The organism is Pseudomonas sp. DSV-1, from assembly GCF_035830915.1.
GTDB lineage: Bacteria > Pseudomonadota > Gammaproteobacteria > Pseudomonadales > Pseudomonadaceae > Aquipseudomonas.
The window spans coordinates 1,371,913-1,392,210 of sequence record NZ_JAYMYG010000001.1; the positions used below are offsets into that span (position 1 = coordinate 1,371,913).

The 20,298-nt window shown below is 58.6% G+C and carries 15 protein-coding genes; 8 read left to right on the forward strand and 7 right to left on the reverse strand.

Annotation, left to right across the window (positions count from 1 at the left end):
• The first annotated feature begins 78 nt into the window (after nt 1–78).
• The 4 genes from VSQ83_RS06575 (at nt 79) to VSQ83_RS06590 (ending at nt 4,212) form a co-directional block, all read left to right on the forward strand.
• Entirely contained in the window at nt 79–315 is a 237-nt protein-coding gene (locus VSQ83_RS06575; RefSeq protein WP_133077837.1) for a DUF1653 domain-containing protein, read from the forward strand.
• A 114-nt stretch (nt 316–429) separates the two neighbouring features.
• The gene (gene topA, locus VSQ83_RS06580) at nt 430–3,057 is read left to right on the forward strand and encodes a type I DNA topoisomerase (protein ID WP_133077836.1); all 2,628 of its coding nucleotides are present in this window, start codon (nt 430–432) and stop codon (nt 3,055–3,057) included.
• Nucleotides 3,058–3,337: 280 nt separating this feature from the next.
• Nucleotides 3,338–3,859: a DUF6586 family protein gene (locus VSQ83_RS06585; RefSeq protein WP_133077835.1), complete on the forward strand. Its 522-nt coding sequence runs from the start codon at nt 3,338–3,340 to the stop codon at nt 3,857–3,859.
• Between the two features lie 119 nt (nt 3,860–3,978).
• Nucleotides 3,979–4,212, forward strand: coding sequence for a hypothetical protein (locus VSQ83_RS06590; RefSeq protein WP_003446620.1), 234 nt, complete (start codon nt 3,979–3,981; stop codon nt 4,210–4,212).
• A 69-nt stretch (nt 4,213–4,281) separates the two neighbouring features.
• On the opposite strand, the gene sulA is transcribed toward VSQ83_RS06590, so the two are convergent.
• A complete protein-coding gene (sulA, locus tag VSQ83_RS06595) occupies nt 4,282–4,755 on the reverse strand; it encodes an SOS-induced cell division inhibitor SulA (RefSeq protein WP_326425791.1) in 474 nt (157 codons plus the stop codon).
• A 10-nt stretch (nt 4,756–4,765) separates the two neighbouring features.
• Nucleotides 4,766–5,374, reverse strand: coding sequence for a transcriptional repressor LexA (gene lexA / locus VSQ83_RS06600; RefSeq protein ID WP_019827486.1), 609 nt, complete (start codon nt 5,372–5,374; stop codon nt 4,766–4,768).
• Nucleotides 5,375–5,634: 260 nt separating this feature from the next.
• Between lexA and VSQ83_RS06605 the strand changes: the two genes are divergently transcribed.
• Both VSQ83_RS06605 and nagZ read left to right on the forward strand, forming a co-directional pair.
• Nucleotides 5,635–6,342, forward strand: coding sequence for a TetR/AcrR family transcriptional regulator (locus VSQ83_RS06605; protein WP_133077832.1), 708 nt, complete (start codon nt 5,635–5,637; stop codon nt 6,340–6,342).
• Between the two features lie 181 nt (nt 6,343–6,523).
• Entirely contained in the window at nt 6,524–7,522 is a 999-nt protein-coding gene (gene nagZ / locus VSQ83_RS06610) for a beta-N-acetylhexosaminidase (RefSeq protein WP_219262539.1), read from the forward strand.
• Between the two features lie 181 nt (nt 7,523–7,703).
• Here nagZ and VSQ83_RS06615 read toward each other — a convergent pair whose 3' ends face one another.
• Both VSQ83_RS06615 and mfd read right to left on the reverse strand, forming a co-directional pair.
• Nucleotides 7,704–10,406, reverse strand: coding sequence for a DEAD/DEAH box helicase (locus VSQ83_RS06615; RefSeq protein ID WP_326425793.1), 2,703 nt, complete (start codon nt 10,404–10,406; stop codon nt 7,704–7,706).
• Between the two features lie 11 nt (nt 10,407–10,417).
• Complete coding sequence (gene mfd / locus VSQ83_RS06620) at nt 10,418–13,867, reverse strand: transcription-repair coupling factor (RefSeq protein WP_133077829.1); 3,450 nt, start codon at nt 13,865–13,867, stop codon at nt 10,418–10,420.
• Between the two features lie 286 nt (nt 13,868–14,153).
• Here mfd and VSQ83_RS06625 point away from each other — a divergent pair, with 286 nt between their 5' ends.
• Nucleotides 14,154–15,617 carry a glyceraldehyde-3-phosphate dehydrogenase gene (locus VSQ83_RS06625; protein WP_133077828.1) on the forward strand — a complete coding sequence of 488 codons (1,464 nt, stop codon included), beginning with the start codon at nt 14,154–14,156 and terminating at the stop codon, nt 15,615–15,617.
• A gap of 160 nt (nt 15,618–15,777) precedes the next feature.
• Here the strand turns inward: VSQ83_RS06625 and VSQ83_RS06630 are convergent, their stop codons facing one another.
• Together VSQ83_RS06630 and VSQ83_RS06635 are read right to left on the reverse strand one after the other, a co-directional pair.
• Nucleotides 15,778–17,067 carry an MFS transporter gene (locus VSQ83_RS06630; RefSeq protein ID WP_133077827.1) on the reverse strand — a complete coding sequence of 430 codons (1,290 nt, stop codon included), beginning with the start codon at nt 17,065–17,067 and terminating at the stop codon, nt 15,778–15,780.
• Nucleotides 17,068–17,222: 155 nt separating this feature from the next.
• Nucleotides 17,223–17,786: a chalcone isomerase family protein gene (locus tag VSQ83_RS06635; protein WP_326425796.1), complete on the reverse strand. Its 564-nt coding sequence runs from the start codon at nt 17,784–17,786 to the stop codon at nt 17,223–17,225.
• Nucleotides 17,787–18,111: 325 nt separating this feature from the next.
• Between VSQ83_RS06635 and sthA the strand changes: the two genes are divergently transcribed.
• Complete coding sequence (gene sthA, locus VSQ83_RS06640; RefSeq protein ID WP_133077825.1) at nt 18,112–19,506, forward strand: Si-specific NAD(P)(+) transhydrogenase; 1,395 nt, start codon at nt 18,112–18,114, stop codon at nt 19,504–19,506.
• Between the two features lie 42 nt (nt 19,507–19,548).
• Here sthA and VSQ83_RS06645 read toward each other — a convergent pair whose 3' ends face one another.
• A complete protein-coding gene (locus tag VSQ83_RS06645) occupies nt 19,549–20,271 on the reverse strand; it encodes a glycerophosphodiester phosphodiesterase (protein ID WP_133077824.1) in 723 nt (240 codons plus the stop codon).
• Nucleotides 20,272–20,298 lie beyond the last annotated feature (27 nt).

Below are 20,298 nucleotides of genomic sequence, written 5' to 3' on the forward strand. Positions count from 1 at the left end.
TGATGGAAGCCGGGGCCTTGTGCCCCGGTTTTTGTTTTTAAGCGTGTTTAATTTTTTTATTTGCAGAGGGGCCGCAACATGTCGCTACAACCTGGGCTCTATCAACACTACAAAGGTCCTCAGTATCGTGTTTTCAGTGTGGCTCGCCATTCTGAAACCGAAGAAGATGTAGTGTTCTACCAAGCCCTGTATGGCGATTACGGCTTTTGGGTGCGCCCGCTGAGCATGTTCCTGGAGTCAGTCATCGTTGAGGGCGAACACGTCCCGCGCTTTGCCTTGATTCAGGCCGAACCCAGCCTTTTTTCCCGGCCATAAGGCAAGGTCGCGCAGAACCCTGTGCTTGACCTCACCTTGTAGCCACTATATATAGCGGTGCCGCGTCAGGCGCGAACCGCCTTTCACTTCTAGAATTCAGGAATTTTCTGATCCATGGGCAAATCGCTGGTCATTGTGGAATCCCCGGCTAAGGCCAAGACCATCAACAAGTACTTGGGCAACGAGTACGTGGTGAAGTCGAGTATCGGCCATATCCGAGACCTGCCCACCAGCGGTTCGGCTAGCGCCAGCAAAGAACCGGCTGCCAAGCGTGGCAAGGCAGCGGCGGGCGAAGTGCCGGCCCTGTCGCCAAAAGAGAAGGCTCAGAAGCAGCTGATCTCGCGCATGGGCGTCGATCCCGAGCATGGCTGGAAAGCCAAGTACGAGATCCTGCCCGGCAAGGAAAAGGTCATCGAAGAGCTGCGCCGGCTTGCCAAGGATGCTGACACCATCTATCTCGCAACCGACTTGGATCGCGAGGGGGAAGCCATTGCATGGCACCTGCGCGAAGCCATCGGTGGTGATGACACCCGCTACAAGCGCGTGGTGTTCAACGAAATCACCAAGAAAGCGATTCAGGAAGCCTTCTCCAAGCCGGGCGAGCTGGATATCAACCGCGTTAACGCCCAGCAGGCCCGCCGCTTCCTCGACCGCGTCGTGGGTTACATGGTTTCGCCGCTGCTGTGGGCCAAGGTAGCCCGTGGCCTGTCGGCAGGCCGTGTGCAATCGGTGGCCGTGAAGCTGGTGGTGGAGCGTGAGCGCGAAATTCGTGCGTTCAACCCTGAAGAGTACTGGGAAATCCACGCCGACCTTGGCACTGCCAAGGGGGCGAAAGTGCGTTTTGACGTTGCCCGTGAAAAAGGCGAGGCGTTCAAACCGCTCAACGAAGCTCAGGCAATGGCGGCGCTGGAGAAGCTCAAGGCTTCGAACTACAGCATCGTCAAGCGTGAAGACAAACCGACCAGCAGCAAGCCGTCGGCGCCTTTCATTACCTCCACCCTGCAACAGGCCGCGAGCAATCGCCTGGGCTACGGGGTGAAGAAAACCATGATGATGGCCCAGCGTTTGTATGAAGCTGGCTACATCACGTATATGCGTACCGACTCCACCAACCTCTCGGCCGATGCGGTCGAGATGGCGCGTACTTATATTGAAGGTGAGTTCGGCGCGTCGTACCTGCCGCCGGCACCTAATGTGTACAGCAGCAAGGAAGGCGCACAGGAGGCTCACGAAGCGATTCGTCCTTCTGACGTAAACATGCACCCGAGCAAGCTGTCGGGCATGGAGCGCGACGCTGAGCGCCTTTACGAGCTGATCTGGCGCCAATTCGTGGCGTGCCAGATGCTGCCGGCCAAGTACCTGTCGACCACCGTCACTGTGGCGGCCGGTGATTTTGAGCTGCGTGCCAAGGGCCGCATCCTCAAATTCGACGGTTACACCCGTGTGATGCCGCAAATTGCCAAGCCGGGCGACGACGATGTGCTGCCAGACATGGCTCAGGGCGATGCCCTGAAGCTGATCGAGCTCGACCCGAGCCAGCACTTCACCAAGCCGCCTGCGCGTTACTCCGAAGCCAGCCTGGTAAAAGAGATGGAAAAACGTGGCATTGGTCGTCCTTCGACCTATGCGGCGATTATCTCGACCATTCAGGATCGTGGTTACGTGGCGTTGCACAACCGCCGCTTCTATTCCGAAAAAATGGGCGACATCGTTACCGAACGCTTGTCCGAGAGCTTCTCCGACCTGATGGACTACGGCTTCACGGCCGGTATGGAAGAGAACCTCGATGACGTGGCGCAAGGCGAGCGTGACTGGAAAAACGTACTGGACGAGTTCTACGGCGACTTCAAGAAGAAGCTCGAAGTAGCTGCTGCACCGGAAGGTGGCATGCGTGCCAACCAGCCGGTAATGACTGATATTCCTTGTAAGGAATGTGGTCGTCCAATGCAGATTCGCACGGCTTCAACCGGTGTGTTCCTGGGTTGTTCGGGCTACAGCCTGCCGCCAAAAGAGCGTTGCAAGGCCACTGTCAATCTGGTGCCGGGTGACGAAATTGCGGCCGACGACGAAGGCGAATCCGAATCCCTGGTGCTGTTGGGCAAACACCGTTGCCCGATCTGCAGCACGGCAATGGACGCCTACCTGCTGGATGAGAAGCACAAACTGCACATCTGCGGTAACAACCCGGATTGTGTCGGCTACGAAATCGAAGAAGGCAACTACCGCATCAAGGGCTATGAAGGTCCGAGCCTTGAGTGCGACAAGTGCGGCAGCGAAATGCAGCTTAAAACCGGTCGTTTCGGCAAGTTCTTCGGCTGTACCAATGCCGAGTGCAAAAACACCCGCAAACTGCTGAAAAGCGGTGAAGCGGCGCCACCGAAAATGGACCCGGTGAAAATGCCGGAGCTTAAATGCGAGAAGGTCAACGACACGTACATCCTGCGTGACGGTGCTTCGGGGTTGTTCCTGGCGGCAAGCCAGTTCCCGAAAAACCGTGAGACTCGTGCTCCGTTGGTGATCGAAATTGTGCCCCACAAGGACGAGATCGATCCCAAGTATCACTTCTTGTGCGAAGCGCCGAAGAAAGATCCGGATGGCCGTCCTGCAGTGATTCGCTACAGCCGCAAAACCAAAGAACAGTACGTGCAGACTGAAGTGGATGGCAAGCCGACTGGCTGGCGTGCGTTCTACGACGGCGGTAGCTGGAAGGTTGAAGACAAGCGTAAAGAAAAAGACGCTTGATCTGAGTTGATCGCTGAATAGAAAACCGCGCAAGGGCTGTATGCCTTGCGCGGTTTTTTTTGTTTGCCAATCCCGGGCCTGATTGCCGCTGCTTGAGTGCTTTTGTGGGCACGGGCTTGCTCGCGATGGCATCGACACGGTTTGGCTGAAGCACCGCAGCGCCTGCATCGCGGGCAAGCCCGCTCCCACAAAAGCGCAGGGAACGTAGGCCTTGCGCCAGCACGGCCTGATCCCTGAGACTGCACTACCTGCCTTTACCCATTCGATGTGGAGCGCCCGCATGGCTCACGAACTCTATACCCGTACCAATCAGAAGATCTATTTCGCTGGCCTGGCCCTTGAGGCCATGAACAAGGCGAGTGAGGGGCGGGCCATGAATGCTCAGGCGCTGGTTCAGGCAGAGCGCGAGTCGGCGGTATTTCATCTGTATGGTGCGCTGCTTGGCTTGTGTCATGAGATTGCTGGCTTTTATCGTCTGTCCCAAGCCAATGCACCTCGGGTCGAACTGCTGCTCACCCAGCAGGTGCTGGACGAGAAGGCCATCCCTGAACTGGCCGAGCTGGTTGAACTGGCACAGGCGCCGCAGACATGGCTGGCGCAACTGGTTGCGACCCACGCTGCTCTGTATCAGCCATTACAGGCGCCCAAAAAGGTCAAGGCGGATGTGTTCCAGCCCTTGATCATTGCGGTCAACCTGGAGGATGAGGCACCCCAGGAGTTGAGTCGCGAAACAATGGAGGAGTGGCGTCAGAACCTCAAAGGTCTGGCCATTCGGTTCCGTGATGGACTCAATGAGTGCTAAGGGTCGAAACCGAAACGGTACAGTCATTCATCAGTCTGTAATCGAAAGCGCTACAGATCACGGGAAATTCCCGCGGGATGGCTGATATACTCCCGCGCTTTCGTGGAGAACAAATTTATATGCCAACGTCTTTTCTAGAAATTGTCGAGTTGCCAGACGGCCGCATCGAGTTGCGCCGTGCTGAGGACGAAGGGTCTTTGGTAACGCTGAATTTTTCTGAAGATGCCAAGGCTTTTCTTCAGGGGCAGCACGTAGAGGTGGCGAAAGCCATGCTTAGCGTCGGTGTACAAATGGCGGGTCGGCTGGCCGAAGGCGAGCTCGAAAAAGACGATGGGCCACGCATTCTTCACTAAGCGACTCTGACTCGTGCTCCGCAGCCAGGCGAGTGCGTTCTGCACTGGCCCTGCGCAGGCATCAACTGTTTAACCCAAGCGAATATTCAGACTTTGCCCGTGACCGGTGCGAGCTGCGCCGATCAACTGATTGCGGGCAGCGCTGGTCAGCGGGTTGATCCAGCTCACTACCGTGTGGCTGCGACCCAGTCGCAGCGCTTCGCAGGTCAGTTGCAAGGCGCTTTTGTTGCCATTGGGTTGCAACAGCAGAATGCGCTCGCGGTTCAGTCCGGCATCGCGTAACCAGCTTTGGGTCAGGCTTGCAGGTGGCGCAATCAGTGTCAGCCAGCGGGCGTTTTGTTGCTCGCTCAGTTCGCGCAGCATGGGGGCAAGCAGGTTCAGGCAGTTTCCGGCGGCACCGCGTAGCGACAGTTCACTGAACACCTCGGGTTCGGTGCTCCAGGGGGAATCGAGCACGTCCTTGATCGCGGGCGTCATGGGTTGAGCCATGAACGCTTCAAAAAGGGTGAGTTGTGCTGGCAGCGGGGTGTGTGGGAACTGCATGAAGCCTCCTTTAGCGGCGAATTACGCCGACACTCAAGCCTTCAATGACCAGTTCCTGGTCTTTGAGGTTGACTTCAATCGGGGCGAATTCAGGGTTCTCGGCAATGAGCCAGACCTTGTTGCCTTCACGCTTGAAGCGTTTGACCGTGACTTCGTCGTCGATACGGGCCACGACAATCTGGCCGTTACGGGCTTCGCGACAGGTATGCACGGCAAGCAGATCGCCATCGAAGATGCCGACATCCTTCATGCTCATGCCTTGCACCCGTAGCAGGTAGTCGGCTCTGGGGTGAAAGAAGGTCGGGTTGATGTTGCAGGACTCTTCGACGTGCTCCAGCGCAAGAATCGGAGCACCGGCAGCTACTCGGCCAATGATGGGCAGCGTGGATTCGTCAGACTTGGCTTCGAAGCCGGGTATGCGAATACCGCGGGAGGCGCCGGGGGTCATCTCGATGGCACCCTTGCGGGCAAGCGCCTTGAGGTGTTCTTCGGCGGCGTTGGGGGATTTGAAGCCCAGCTCCTGTGCGATCTCGGCACGGGTGGGCGGGTATCCGTTGTCATCCAGGCATCGCTTGATGAAGGCCAGGATCTCAGCTTGGCGTGGCGTCAGTTTTAGCATGTTGATCGCTCTGTCTTTTTATACAGTGACTGGGATTATATACAGTGAAAGCTTCTTGGCAATCACCCATTTCCAGCGGTCCGCTGGACGGTCATTAATAAGTCGGGCGACCCGTACTTTATCAGGTGGGGCCGGACTGGCCGAGGCTGTGGTTAAATGCAGAACTGCCCGGTCCTGAAACGAATGCCTCATCTTGACTTTTTACAATCTGAAACGTATGTTTCAAACAAGTGTTTAAATGTTTGTCAGGCGGAGTAGTCATGGCCCAGTCGGAAACCGTTGAACGTATCCTTGATGCTGCCGAGCAGCTGTTCGCGGAAAAAGGGTTTGCTGAAACCTCATTGCGGCTGATTACCAGTAAAGCCGGGGTTAATCTGGCGGCGGTCAATTACCATTTCGGTTCTAAAAAGGCGCTGATCCAGGCCGTCTTTTCGCGCTTCCTGGGGCCTTTTTGCGCCAACCTCGATCGTGAGCTGGAGCGTCGCCAGGCCAAGCCTGAGAACCGCCCCAGCCTTGAAGAATTATTGGAGATGCTGGTCGAGCAGGCGCTGGTGATCCAGCCGCGCAGTGGTAACGACCTGTCGATTTTCATGCGCTTGCTCGGGTTGGCGTTCAGTCAGAGCCAGGGTCACTTGCGTCGCTATCTTGAAGACATGTACGGCAAGGTTTTTCGCCGCTATATGCTGCTGGTCAACGAGGCTGCCCCACAAATCCCGCCCATCGAGTTGTTCTGGCGCGTGCACTTCATGCTGGGTGCTGCGGCCTTCAGCATGTCGGGAATCAAGGCGTTGCGTGCAATTGCCGAGACTGACTTCGGTGTCAACACCTCCATCGAGCAGGTGATGCGTCTGATGGTGCCATTCCTCGCGGCAGGCATGCGTGCACAAAGCGGCGTCACGGATTCTGCAATGGCCAGTGCCCAGCTTCGCCCCCGCAGTAAAACCGCCCCGGTTACCGCCAAGGTTTGACCCGCGGCGGGTGGGCGCGGCAGCTTTGTTCCGCTAAGCTAGTTGCCATGCCCAACCCTGACTTATTCCCGTCTGTCGATTCGCCGCTGTCTCTCTGGAGTGCGGCGCGCAGGCGCGTGGCTGCGGATCCGGACCGGGCAATGAACGCTCTCTTTTTAAAGGATTTCCCATGAGTTCTGCCTTGCAAGGCTCCTTGATGGTGGACGTCGCCGGTACTTGGCTGACGGCTGAAGATCGGCAATTACTTCGCCAGCCAGAAGTAGGCGGGTTGATTATCTTTGCACGCAATATCGAGCATCCGCGCCAGGTGCGTGAGTTGAGCGCTTCGATTCGCGCGCTGCGTCCCGACCTGTTGCTGGCGGTCGATCAGGAAGGTGGCCGGGTGCAGCGTCTGCGTCAGGGGTTCGTGCGCCTGCCAGCCATGCGTGCCATTGCTGATAACCCCAACGCCGAGTACCTGGCTGAACAGTGTGGCTGGATCATGGCCACTGAAGTGCTGGCCGTAGGGCTGGACCTGAGCTTTGCCCCGGTCCTGGATCTGGATTACCAGCGTAGCGCTGTGGTCGGTAGCCGTTCGTTCGAGGGAGACCCTGAGCGCGCAGCCACATTGGCCGGGGCTTTTATTCGCGGAATGAACGACGCGGGCATGGCGGCGACTGGTAAGCATTTTCCGGGACACGGATGGGCCGAGGCTGATTCTCACGTCGCCATTCCAACTGACGAGCGCAGTCTTGAGCAGATTCGCGCCCATGACCTCGTGCCTTTTGCCCGCTTGAGCAAGCATCTGGCTGCTGTCATGCCGGCCCACGTGATCTATCCACAAGTGGACAGCCAGCCTGCAGGATTCTCGCGTCGCTGGTTGCAGGATATTTTGCGCGGCGAGCTTCAGTTCGACGGCGTGATTTTCAGTGACGACCTGTCGATGGCGGGTGCGCACGTAGTGGGTGATGCCGCCAGCCGGATTGAGGCGGCCTTGTCGGCGGGTTGTGACATGGGACTGGTATGCAACGACCGTGCGGCGGCGGAGTTGGCACTCAGCGCTGCTCAGCGGTTGAACGTTACCCCTTCGCCCAGGATTGCACGCATGCGCGGTCAGGCCTGGGCCAGCACTGACTATCGCCAGAGCCCGCGCTGGCTGGTGGCAATGGGTGCGCTCAAGGATGCTCAATTAATAGATTGAGCACATCGATGCCGCTTTGACGCTTGGCGAAGCAGAAAGACCGTATCGCCTGAATCGCGGCAAGCCAGCTCCCAAGATTTCGCAAGCACCACAAAGCCCGTGGGAGCGGGCTTGCTCGCGATGGCGTCAGCGCGATCAAGCAGAAAGACCGCGCCTGCAGTTAATCAATAAGTCGGGTGTCTCAGCGCTTCTCTGTTTTGGGTGGCAGCGGCGCGAAGAGCGCGTCGATGTCGTCGTCCTGTAATTTCCAGTCACCGGCGACTCGTCCGTCCAGAACACCTGCGGCCAAATCCGATTTTTCTTGCTGCAAGTGCTGGATTTTTTCCTCCACGGTGCCGCGGGCAATCATCTTGTAAACAAACACCGGTTTTTCCTGGCCGATACGGTAGGCGCGGTCGGTGGCCTGGTTTTCAGCCGCCGGGTTCCACCACGGGTCATAGTGAATCACGGTGTCGGCTTCGGTGAGGTTTAATCCCACGCCGCCAGCCTTGAGGCTGATCAGGAATATTTGCAGGGTGCCGCTCTGGAAGTCTTTGACCGGTGTGCGTCGGTCACGGGTTTGCCCCGTGAGGATGGCGTAGCGCACTTTGCGTTTTTTCAGTTCGATTTCGATCAGGCCGAGCATCGAGGTGAACTGGGAAAACAGCAGGATGCGCCTGCCTTCGGCAAACAGTTCTTCGAGCATCAGCATCAGGCTGTCTAGCTTGCCCGAGGAACTGCCTTTTTTCGGCGGGGTGTCGCTGACCAGTCGCAGATCGCAGCACACCTGACGCAGCTTGAGCAGCGCCTCGAGGATAATGATCTGGCTGCGCCCGACACCTTTTCGAGTGATTTCGTCGCGCACCTTCTTGTCCATCGCCAGGCGCATGGTCTCGTAGACGTCGCGCTGGGCCTCGTTCAGGTCGACCCAGTGAATGATCTCGGTCTTGGGCGGCAGTTCGGTCGCGACCTGTTCCTTGGTGCGGCGCAATAAAAACGGTTTGATCCGCGCATTGAGATGCTGCAGGCGCTCGTTGCTGCCCTGACGCTCGATGGGTATGCGGTAGTCGCGGTTAAAGGTTTTAACGTCGCCCAGCCAGCCGGGCAGCAGGAAGTGGAACAGAGACCAAAGCTCGCCCAGGTGGTTTTCCAGCGGGGTGCCGCTCAGGCACAGGCGTTGCCGTGCAATCAGTTCACAGGCCGCCTGGGTGGCCTTGCTGCCGGGGTTCTTGATGTACTGGGCCTCGTCCAGGACCAGCAGGTGCAAGGGCAGTTTTGCCAGGTGCTCGATGTCCTTGGGCAGCAAGGCGTAGGTGGTCAGGATCACGTCGTAGTCATTGAGGTGTGCAAAGTGTTTTTTGCGGGTGGCGCCAAACAGCGCCAGCACCTTGAGCTGCGGAGTGAAGTGCGCAGCTTCGTCCAGCCAGTTGGGGATCAGGCTGGTGGGCATCACCACCATTGCCGGACGATCCAGGCGGCCGGCATTTTTTTCGCACAAGATATGGGCCAGGGTCTGCAGGGTTTTGCCCAGCCCCATGTCGTCGGCCAGTACGCCGCCCACTTCGAGCTGGCGCAACGACTGCATCCAGCTCAGGCCTTCAAGCTGGTATGGGCGCAAGTTGGCATTGAGCCCTTGGGGAACTTCGACGCTAAAGTCCTTGATGTCGCGCAGGCGCTGGGCAAAACCGCGTATCTGCTCGCCACCTTCCCAGCGCAAGGGCAGGGCATCGAGAGCATTGAGGCGTGGTGCGTCAGCGCTTTTGATCCGCAGGGAGGTCGCGTCCGGTTCACCCAGATAAAATTCGTCCAGGGTTGCCAGTACCGGTTTCAGCCGTCCGTACGGCAGGGCGACCTGAAGCGGGCCATGATTGCTGCCGGGGTTGGCCGGGATATTCACCAGAATCAGTTCGTCATCCCGACGCCGGGCGAGTTTTTCGGGGTTGAGGATGTCGCTGTGGGAGCGCATCAGGTTCAGCAGTATCGGCAGCAAGCTCAGGTGTCGGCCGTTGACGATAATGCCCAGTTCCAGGTCGAACCAGTCACGTTCCGGGGCCTCGTCGACATTGGCATACCAGTCTTCGACCGGGGTCAGGTCAAAGCCGAAACCTTCATCGATCTGCAGCTCCCAGCCTTGTTCCCTCAGGCCTTGCATCTGGTTGAGGGTGAAATTCAGCCAGGCACTGTCATTGACCAGTTCAAACAGCTCTCCAGCACTTTCAGGCAGCGCCTTGCTCTGGCGGGTCGCAATCTTGAAGCCCAGGCTGCGCAATTGCTCGCGGTAGAGGTTCTCTGTGTCGGGATGACGCTTGATCCGCAGGGTCTGCTGTTCCTGGCGCAGCAGGATGTCGGTGTTCTTTTGCCCGCTGACGTATTGATCCAGGTAGTTGAACGACAGTGCTGCGCGGTGCTGGATGTAGCGTTGCATCTTGCCGTTGCGCGGTTCGAAGGCGCTGAATTCAGCGCTGGCCAGCCACAGCCGTGGCACCGGCTTTACATCGTCGACCCGAAGTTCTGGCAGGTTGTTGGGACGACGTGAGTCGAGTACGGCCTGGAGTTTTTCCAGAAGCTCGGCATCCTGAGCGGCGGCAGGGTAGTTCAAGGTTTCTTCAATCTTCAGTAAGACGGCAGCGGTGTGCTTGCAATGGGTGCGTACCGGACAGGTGCAGGTGGCGTCCACCAAAAGCAAAGTACCTTTGGCGGACTCACGCAGATGTATGGTCTGGCGGTAGGGGTTTTCGCCTGAGCCCTGGCAGCTCGCGCTGATCATGCGGTCGCCGATCTGGACGATCCTGACACGGTTTTCCTTGGCGTAGCGGCGGCCACGCTCAAGGCTTTGCTCTTTGAAGCGGCTGGTCCAGGTCGGTGCGAGCGGCTTGGTCAACCGGGGTGTCTGGCTCAGGGTCATGGGTAGTTCATTTAGGAAGACTTCGGCGTCAGGCGCTCAAACAGCGCCTCGATGGTATTGAAGCGTTCTTCCGGGCGCTCCATGGGCACCATGAACTTGAACAGGGTTGCGCCTTCGAATTTGTAGCGGTTGGGTTGGCCCTGGATCAGTTTGATCAGCACCATCGGGTCAACCGGTGTGTCCGCTGCAAATTCGATTCGCCCGCCTTGTGGGCCGGCATCGACCTTTTTGATTCCCAGCTGCTCGGCCTGCAATTTGAGCAGGGTGATGCGTACCAGGTTCTTGGTCGGTTCCGGAAGCAGACCAAAGCGGTCGATCATCTCGACCTGCAAGTCCTTGAGGCCTTCTTCGTCGGCGGCCGAGGCAATGCGCTTGTAGAGAATCAGTCGAGTGTGCACATCGGGCAGGTAGGCCTCGGGAATCAGCGCGGGCACCCGCAGGTTGATTTCCGGCCCGCCGCCCAGTGGCTGGTCGAGGTTGGGCTGCTCGCCCTTGCGGATCGACTTGACCGCCCGTTCGAGCATTTCCATGTACAGGGTAAAGCCGACGGCCTGGATCTGGCCGCTTTGGCCATCGCCCAGCAGCTCGCCTGCGCCACGGATCTCAAGGTCGTTGGTGGCCAGCACAAAACCGGCCCCCAGATCCTGGGTGTTGGCGATGGCTTCCAGGCGCTTTTGCGCATCCCCGGTGATTTGCTGGCGCGGGGGGGTCAGCAGGTAGGCGTAAGCCTGGTGGTGACTTCGCCCCACGCGACCGCGCAACTGGTGCAGTTGTGCCAGGCCGAATTTGTCGGCGCGCTCGATGATGATGGTGTTGGCGCTCGGCACGTCGATGCCGGTCTCGATGATGGTCGAGGCGATCAGCACGTTGAAGCGCTTGTGGTAGAAGTCGCTCATCACCTGTTCGAGTTCGCGTTCGCGCATCTGCCCGTGGCCGATGCCGATCCGCGCCTCGGGTACCAGCTCTGCCAGTTCGGCGGCGCATTTTTCGATGGTTTTGACATCGTTGTGCAGGTAGTAAACCTGGCCGCCGCGCAGCAACTCGCGCAGCAGTGCCTCTTTGACCGTGCTTTTGTTCTGCTCCATGACAAAGGTGCGCACCGACAACCGGCGTGCCGGTGGCGTGGCGATGATCGACAGGTCGCGCATGCCCGACACCGCCATGTTCAGCGTGCGCGGGATGGGTGTTGCGGTGAGGGTCAGAATATCGACTTCACTGCGCAGGGCCTTGAGCTGTTCTTTCTGGCGAACCCCGAAGCGGTGTTCTTCGTCGATGATCACCAGGCCCAGGTTTTTGATTTTGACGTCGTCCTGCAGCAGCTTGTGGGTGCCGATCACGATGTCGATCTTGCCTTCGGCCAGGTCGGCCACTGCCTGGTTGATCTCTTTGGCCGACTTGAAGCGGCTCATCACCTCAACGGTTACCGGCCAGTCGGCAAAACGGTCGCGGAAGCTGTTGTAGTGCTGTTGGGCGAGCAGGGTGGTGGGGACCAGAATGGCGACCTGACGACCACCATGCACGGCAATGAAGGCCGCACGCATGGCCACTTCGGTTTTGCCGAAGCCCACGTCGCCACACACCAGGCGGTCCATCGGCTTGGGCGACAGCATGTCGGCGCGCACGGCTTCGATGGTGGTTTGCTGGTCCGGTGTTTCTTCAAACGGGAAGCCGGCACTGAAGGTGGCGTAATCGGCTTTCGGGTCCGCAAACGCATAGCCTTCACGGGCAGCTCTGCGGGCATAAATGTCGAGCAGTTCGGCAGCCACGTCACGCACTTGCTCGGCAGCTTTGCGCTTGGCCTTTTGCCAGGTTTCCGAACCCAGGCGGTGCAACGGCGCCAGTTCATCATCGCTGCCGGTGTAGCGGGCGATCAGGTGCAGGTTGGCCACCGGCACGTAGAGCTTGGCGCCCTCGGCGTATTCCAGGGTCAGGAATTCGGCCACCTGATTGTCCACTTCCAGCGTTGCCAGGCCCTGATAGCGACCGACACCGTGGTCAATGTGGACAACGGGTGCGCCTTCACGCAGCTCGGTGAGGTTCTTGATGACGGCATCGTTGTTGGCATCGGCGCGTTTTTCGCGACGCCTGCGCTGCATTACGCGCTGGCCGAACAACGGGCTTTCGGCAATCAGTGCCAGTGCCGGGTCGTCCAGCAGCAGGCCTTCATCCAGCGGGGCAATGGTGATTGCCAGGCGATGCTTGCTGGCGACGAAGTCCGGCCAGCTGTCGACCGTTTTTGGCCGCAGCTTCAGGCGCTCCAGCAGTTCGAGCAGCACCTCGCGCCGACCCGCCGACTCAGCGGTAAACAACACGCGGCCATCAAACTGCTCAAGAAACCCGGACAAGGCAGCCAGTGGCTGATTGGCCTTGGCTTCAATCGCGAGATTGGGCAGCGGTTGGGCCGGGAACCGTTCACGGCTGCTGCCGGTGTCCAGGTCATCCTGGCTTGCGACTACCCGTGGCCAGCTTTTGAGGCGGGCGAAGCAGTCTTCAACCGGCAAAAACAGCTCGGCAGGCGGCAGCAAAGGACGCGACGGGTCGATGCGGCGTTCTTCGTAGCGGTTGCGCACGTCAGACCAGAAATTCTCGGCCGCCTGCTCAATGCCTGGCAGCGAGAACACTTGCGTGTCGGCCGGCAGATAATCGAACAGGGTTGAGGTTTCATCGAAAAACAGTGGCAGGTAGTACTCGATACCGGCGGGTGTAATCCCGCTGGTCAGATCCTGAAAGATCGGGCATCGACGGAAGTCGACATCAAAGCGTTCACGGAAGCGGGCCTTGAAGCGGGTCACGGCGTCTTTTTGCAGCGGGAACTCGCGAGCGGGCAGCAGCCTTACCGACTCGACCTTGTCGATCGAGCGCTGGTTCTCCGGGTCGAAGGTGCGCAGGGTCTCGATTTCGTCGTCGAACAGGTCGATCCGGTACGGCAGCTTGCTGCCCATCGGGAACAGGTCGATCAGGGCGCCTCGCACTGCAAATTCACCATGTTCATACACGGTGTCAACGCAGCGATAACCACTGGCCTCAAGCCGGGTACGCATCTGTTCCACGTCCAGCTTCTGGCCGATATCCAGCACCAGGCTGCTGCCGAGCAAGAACTTGGTCGGCGCAAGGCGATGTAGGGCGGTGGTAATCGGCACTACCAAAACCCCATGACTCAGCTCCGGCAGCCGGTACAGGCTTGCGATACGCTGGGAGATGATGTCCTGGTGCGGAGAAAAGAGATCGTAGGGCAGGGTTTCCCAGTCGGGAAAATGCAGCACCGGCAACTCGGGCGCGAAAAACCTCAGCTCTTGCTCAAGGCGTTCTGCACTTTGGCTGTCGGCGGTCAGGAGCAGGGTGAAGCGCTTGGCGGCGCTGGCGGCCTCGGCAATCGCAAGGCTCAGGGCGGCACCGGGCAAGTTGCTCCAGTGCTGTTTACCTGCCGTAGCAGGGAGTTTCGGTAGACGCAGGACGGGCACGGAAGGTTGAGCTCCAAGCGTTGCGGCAAAGTCTGCAATTGTAACGGGCCAAGGGGCAGGCTGTCAGTTGCAGTCTTTGAACGGCGTTGAATTCAGCGTGAGTTATCGAACATGGGGGTGTCAGAGGGGCTGCTCAAGGGCTGCAGGCCCATAAAAATGCCGGTGTTATAAAAATATTCGCCTATATTTACGGGAGCTTAATCGTTTCAGTAACGGCGTATGACAGGCGTGCATTGCCCCTGAATGGGCGCGGCGGCATAATGTAGCCCCTTTTTTCAGCCCCTACATGTGGAAGGTTCCCGTGACTCAGAAGCCCGACCAGTGTCTTGGTGAATGGATCGACCGTGAAGCACTCGCAGAAGCGATGATTCCGCTTATCGGTCAGCTATACCGCAATAACAATGTGGTTAGCTCGATCTATGGCCGCAGCCTGATCAACCGTTCAGTCATTGCGATTCTCAAAGCTCACCGCTTTGCTCGCCATCGTCAGTCCGATGATATCGAATTGTCCGTGCACGAAACTTTCCCTCTGCTAAAGGCAATGAGCGAGCTCAAGCTCGGCGCTGCCTCGGTAGACCTGGGCAAGCTGGCCGTCAAGTTCAAGGCCGAAGGCAATGGCCGCACGGCTGAGCAGTTTGTACGCGAAGAGCTGGCCGATGTAGTGGGTCAGCAAAACGCTTCTGCACGCAAAGGTACTGACGTTGTTCTGTACGGTTTCGGTCGTATCGGCCGTCTGCTGGCGCGCATCCTGATCGAGAAAACCGGTGGTGGCGACGGTCTGCGTCTGCGTGCCATCGTTGTGCGCAAAGGCGCCGACAACGATCTGGTCAAGCGTGCAAGCCTGCTGCGTCGTGACTCGGTACATGGCCCGTTTGATGGCACCATCGTTGTCGATGAAGTCAACAACACCATCACTGCCAACGGCAACCTGATCCAGGTGATCTACGCTAAGAACCCTACCGAGGTGGATTACACCCAGTACGGCATCAAGAACGCCCTGCTGGTGGACAACACCGGTGTTTGGCGTGACGCAGACGGCCTGGGCCAGCACTTGCAGTGCCCTGGTATCGACCGCGTTGTCCTGACCGCTCCGGGCAAGGGCAAGCTGAAGAACATCGTTCACGGCATCAACCACGGCGAAATCACTGCTGACGACAAGATCGTTTCGGCGGCATCCTGCACCACCAACGCCATCGTGCCGGTGCTCAAGGCTGTCAACGACAAGTTCGGCATCGTCAACGGTCACGTTGAAACGGTTCACTCGTACACCAACGACCAGAACCTGATCGACAACTTCCACAAGGGCGATCGCCGTGGTCGCAGCGCCGCGCTGAACATGGTTATCACCGAGACGGGTGCTGCTACCGCTGCTGCCAAGGCTTTGCCTGAGCTGGCCGGCAAGCTGACCGGTAACGCGATCCGCGTTCCGACGCCAAACGTTTCGATGGCCATTCTCAACCTGAACCTTGAGAAACCGGCTACCCGTGAAGAAATGAACGAGTACCTGCGCCACATGGCGTTGCACTCCGATCTGCACAAGCAAATCGACTACGTGAGCTCGCAGGAAGTGGTTTCCACTGACTTCGTGGGTTCGCGTCACGCCGGTGTAGTGGATGCTGAAGCCACTATCTGCAATGACAACCGCGTTGTGCTGTACGTTTGGTACGACAACGAATTCGGTTACAGCTGCCAGGTAGTACGCGTGATGGAAGACATGGCCGGGGTTAACCCGCCAGCGTTCCCACGCTAAGCAAGCGCCGCAACTGAAAACGCCCCGACTGGTTCGGGGCGTTTTTGTGTGTGCTGCAAAAACCATGTAGTCGCTGCCGCAGGCTGCGAAGGGTTGCGGAGCAACCCGTTTTCTTCAACGCACCGCAGCCCCAAACGCAGCCTGCGGCAGCGACTACAGGTCAGGCATTGGCCGGTACCGCCGTACGCAACTGGTGCTTGTCGCCGCGGAACAACACCACGGTCGCGATCAGCCCCAGCACTGCTGCGCCGGTCAGCCACAGGCCGGGAGCGGCCTTGTTGTCCAGTACGTGGATCAGGTAGGTGCAGGCCGCCGGGGTAAAGCCGCCGAAGGTCGCAGTCGCCAGGCTGTAAGCCAGTGAAAATCCGGTGGTGCGCACTTCAATCGGCATGATTTCGGTCAGGGCAACCACCATTGCACCGTTGTACGAGCCATACAGGAAGGACAACCACAGCTCGACAATCAGCAGGTGGCTGAAGCTCGGGTTGGCCACCAGCCATGACAGCGCCGGATAGGCCGTCAGGATCGCGAGAAGGGTTGCGCCCAGCAGCAGCGGCTTGCGCCCAATCTTGTCTGACAGCGCGCCCATGACCGGTAGCCAGAAGAAGTTCGACAGGCCAATGCACACCGTCACCAGCAAGGCTTCAAGGTCGGTGAGGTGCAGCTCTGCCTTGCCGAATGTCGGGGTGTAGGCGGTGATCAGATAGAACGACACGGTCGTCATGACCACCAGTGCCATGCCACCCAGTACCAGGCCAAAATTCAGCCTGATAGAGCGCATGATTTCCCCCAGGGTAGGGTGATGTTTGCGGGCTTCGAACTCGGGGGTTTCTTCCATTGAGCGTCGGATGACAAAGATCACCGGGACGATCATGCACCCCAGCAGGAACGGGATGCGCCAGCCCCATTCACCCATTTCTTCGGGGCTCAGCCAGTGGTTGAGGCCAACCCCGAGCAAGCCGGCAAATACCACCGCAGCCTGCTGGCTTGCAGATTGCCAGCTGACGAAGAAGCCTTTGCGCCCTGGAGTGGCGATTTCAGCCAGGTACACCGACACCCCGCCCAGTTCCACGCCCGCCGAAAAGCCTTGCAGCAAGCGACCGAGCAATACCAGCAGAGGAGCCGCCACACCCAGGGTGGCGTAGCCCGGCACGCAGGCAATCAGCACCGTGCCCATCGCCATCAGTGCGAGGGTAATGATCAGCCCTTTGCGGCGGCCATGACGGTCGATGTAGGCGCCGAGGAAAATCGCACCCAGTGGGCGCATGAGGAAGCCCGCACCGAAGGTCGCCAGGGCGAGCATCAGAGAGGCAAAGGCGCTATCGCTTGGAAAGAAGGTTTTGGCAATGGCCGTGGCGTAAAAGCCAAAGACCATGAAGTCGAACATCTCTAGGAAGTTACCGCTGACAACGCGAAAAATCGCCTTGCCTTTGCCCGTACTGGAGGCCATCAGAAATCACCCGCTTTTATCTGTTTTTATGCGCAATCCGTGTTTTTACTCGTCCTCACTGCAAGATCAAGGCGTACGCCATTGTGCAAAACAGTTTTGTAACCATATGTGTATCAGAAATTGTAGGCAACATTTGTTGTCGCTACACGGGCGGGCTAGGGCTGTTGCGCCAATAAAGCCAGGCGGAGTTTGTCGGGCAAACCTTGAGGTGCGAGCCAGATTCCCAGATAGACCTTGGCCAGTTCCTGATTCTGGCTATTGAAAATAACGGCGCCATTACGCTCGACGTTCAGACCGCGTTGGGGGTTGTAGTCCAGAGCATAGCGATCGCCGCGCTTGATGTTGCCGAAGCTGGCTTGCAGTTTTTTTAACGGGGCGTCGAGGCTGGCCAGGGTGGTGGCGGGGTGTTGGCGTTTCAGGATGGTGGCAGACGCCTGGGTGATATCGCTGTGATCCAGATCCCGCAGATAGAACAACTCGAGACGCAAGTCGCGTTGTTCGTTAAACGCCTGCTCAGGGCTGATGCCGGGAGGGGTGAACAGGGCGGCGGCATAGATGTCGGCCCAGAGATAGGTCAGTACGATCTGGCCTTTACGTACCATTGGTGTTGTGTCGGCTTGTGCCAGGGCGGGGAAGTTGGCTTCCTTAAATCGTGCAGCCTCGTCTGCCGGGCTGGCGGCGCTATGGAGCAGCAACAATACGATCAATAACTTGCGCATGATGGATGTGCTCTGATCGATGGGTTTGATCGCCGGGCTGTAGTCGCTGCCGAAGGCTGCGATTGGGGGAGCCGCGGAGCTTTCAGGAAAACGGGTTGCTGCGCAACCCTTCGCAGCCTACGGCAGCGACTACATCGGAGAGTGAAGCTCAATCGCCGATGTAGTGAATACAAAAATAGCCAACGACCAGACCAAGGGTTAATGTTCGCGGCGTTCAGGCTTCTATAGACTGTGCCCCACGTTTTGATCCTTCATGGCGCTGGCCGCGACATGATTTAGCCGCAGGTGCCCACAGGGGTGCCACGGCCTGTTCTGAGGAGTACGCATGGCTGTCTACAACTACGACGTAGTGGTACTGGGTTCCGGCCCGGCAGGAGAAGGTGCGGCAATGAACGCCGCAAAAGCAGGGCGCAAGGTAGCGATGGTCGACAGTCGACGTCAGGTCGGCGGCAACTGCACGCACTTGGGCACTATCCCGTCCAAAGCCCTGCGTCACTCGGTTCGCCAGATCATGCAGTTCAACACCAATCCGATGTTTCGGGCCATTGGCGAACCGCGCTGGTTCTCGTTTCCGGACGTACTGAAAAGCGCCGAAAAAGTCATCTCCAAGCAGGTCGCCTCGCGCACCGGCTACTACGCCCGCAATCGCGTAGACCTGTTCTTCGGCACCGGCAGCTTCACCGACGAGCAAACCATCGAAGTGGTCTGCGCCAATGGCGTAGTCGAAACCCTGATGGCCAAGCAAATCATCGTTGCCACCGGCTCGCGTCCTTATCGCCCGGCCGATATCGATTTCAGCCACTCCCGTATCTACGATAGCGACACCATCCTGAGCCTGGGCCACACCCCGCGTAAGCTGATTGTTTACGGTGCTGGCGTGATCGGGTGTGAATACGCGTCGATCTTCAGCGGCCTGGGTGTGTTGGTCGAACTGGTGGATAACCGCGAACAACTGCTGAGCTTCCTCGACTCCGAGATCTCGCAGGCGTTGAGCTACCACTTCAGCAACAACAACATCACCGTACGCCACAACGAAGAGTACGAGCGGGTTGAAGGCGTTGAAAGCGGCGTGATCCTGCACCTCAAGTCGGGCAAGAAGATCAAGGCCGATGCCTTGCTCTGGTGTAATGGCCGTACGGGCAACACCGACCAGCTTGGGCTGGAAAACATTGGCATCAAGGCCAATGGTCGTGGCCAGATCACTGTTGATGAAAACTACCGCACCACCGTGCCGAACATCTATGCCGCAGGCGATGTGATCGGCTGGCCAAGCCTGGCCAGTGCCGCCCATGACCAGGGGCGCTCGGCAGCGGGCAGCATCGTCGATAACGGCAGCTGGCGCTTCGTCAATGATGTGCCGACCGGTATCTACACCATTCCCGAGATCAGCTCGATCGGCAAGAACGAGCAGGAGCTGACCCAGGCCAAGGTGCCGTACGAAGTGGGCAAGGCGTTCTTCAAGAGCATGGCGCGGGCGCAGATTGCCGGTGAGCCTCAGGGCATGCTGAAAATCCTGTTCCACCGTGAAACCCTGGAAGTGCTGGGTGTTCACTGCTTCGGCTATCAGGCGTCAGAGATCGTGCATATCGGTCAGGCGATCATGAACCAGCCGGGTGAACTCAATACCCTGAAGTACTTTGTGAACACCACGTTCAACTACCCGACCATGGCTGAAGCCTATCGGGTAGCGGCTTACGATGGCCTCAACCGGCTTTTTTAATCGGCTCCGGCCGGTGGCCTGAGCCGGCCGGGGAGACCGATTTCAGCCATTCCCGAGGGTGGCAGTGGCCAAACCGGGAAAGTCTGTAATCAGGCTATCTACGCCGAAGTCGGCGAGCCTGCGCATCAGCGCAGGTTCGTTGACTGTCCACACCGACACATGCAAGCCCTGGCGCTGCGCTTTTTCAAGGCGTTCAGGCGTACAGAGTGTCCAGTTGAGTGCCAGCATCTCGCAGCCATAACTCTGGGCGACCTTGATCGGGTCGAGCCAGGCGTATTCGGCTACCAGTCCCCGTGACAGGTCCGGGGTCAATTCCAGCGCAGCCTTGAGCACTTCGCGCGAACTTGAAGTGACGGTGACTTTGTCCATCACGCCGTGACGTACTGCCATTTCTCGAATCGCCAGCACGGTCGTTGCTGCGCGGGTGCGCGATGCGCTTTTGACTTCCAGTTGCCAGTGTTCGAAATCGCACTTTTCAAACAGTTCTTCAAGGCGCGGGATCGGGCACGGGTGCATCCAGCCCGGGCCGCCCTTGCGTGCGTCATAAGTCACCAGGTCGGCAGCGGTATGCTCGATCACCTTGCCGCGTCGGTCGGTGGTGCGCTTGAGAGTGGGGTCGTGGATAACCATCAACTCGCCATCTTTGGACAAGTGCAGGTCGAGTTCACAACGACGCACGCCATGCTTGAGGCATTGCTCAAAGCTGGCAAGCGTGTTTTCCGGTGCTTCGCCCTTGGCGCCGCGATGGCCATAAATCAGAGTCACAATTGCTCCTTGTAAAGAGTGCTCGGG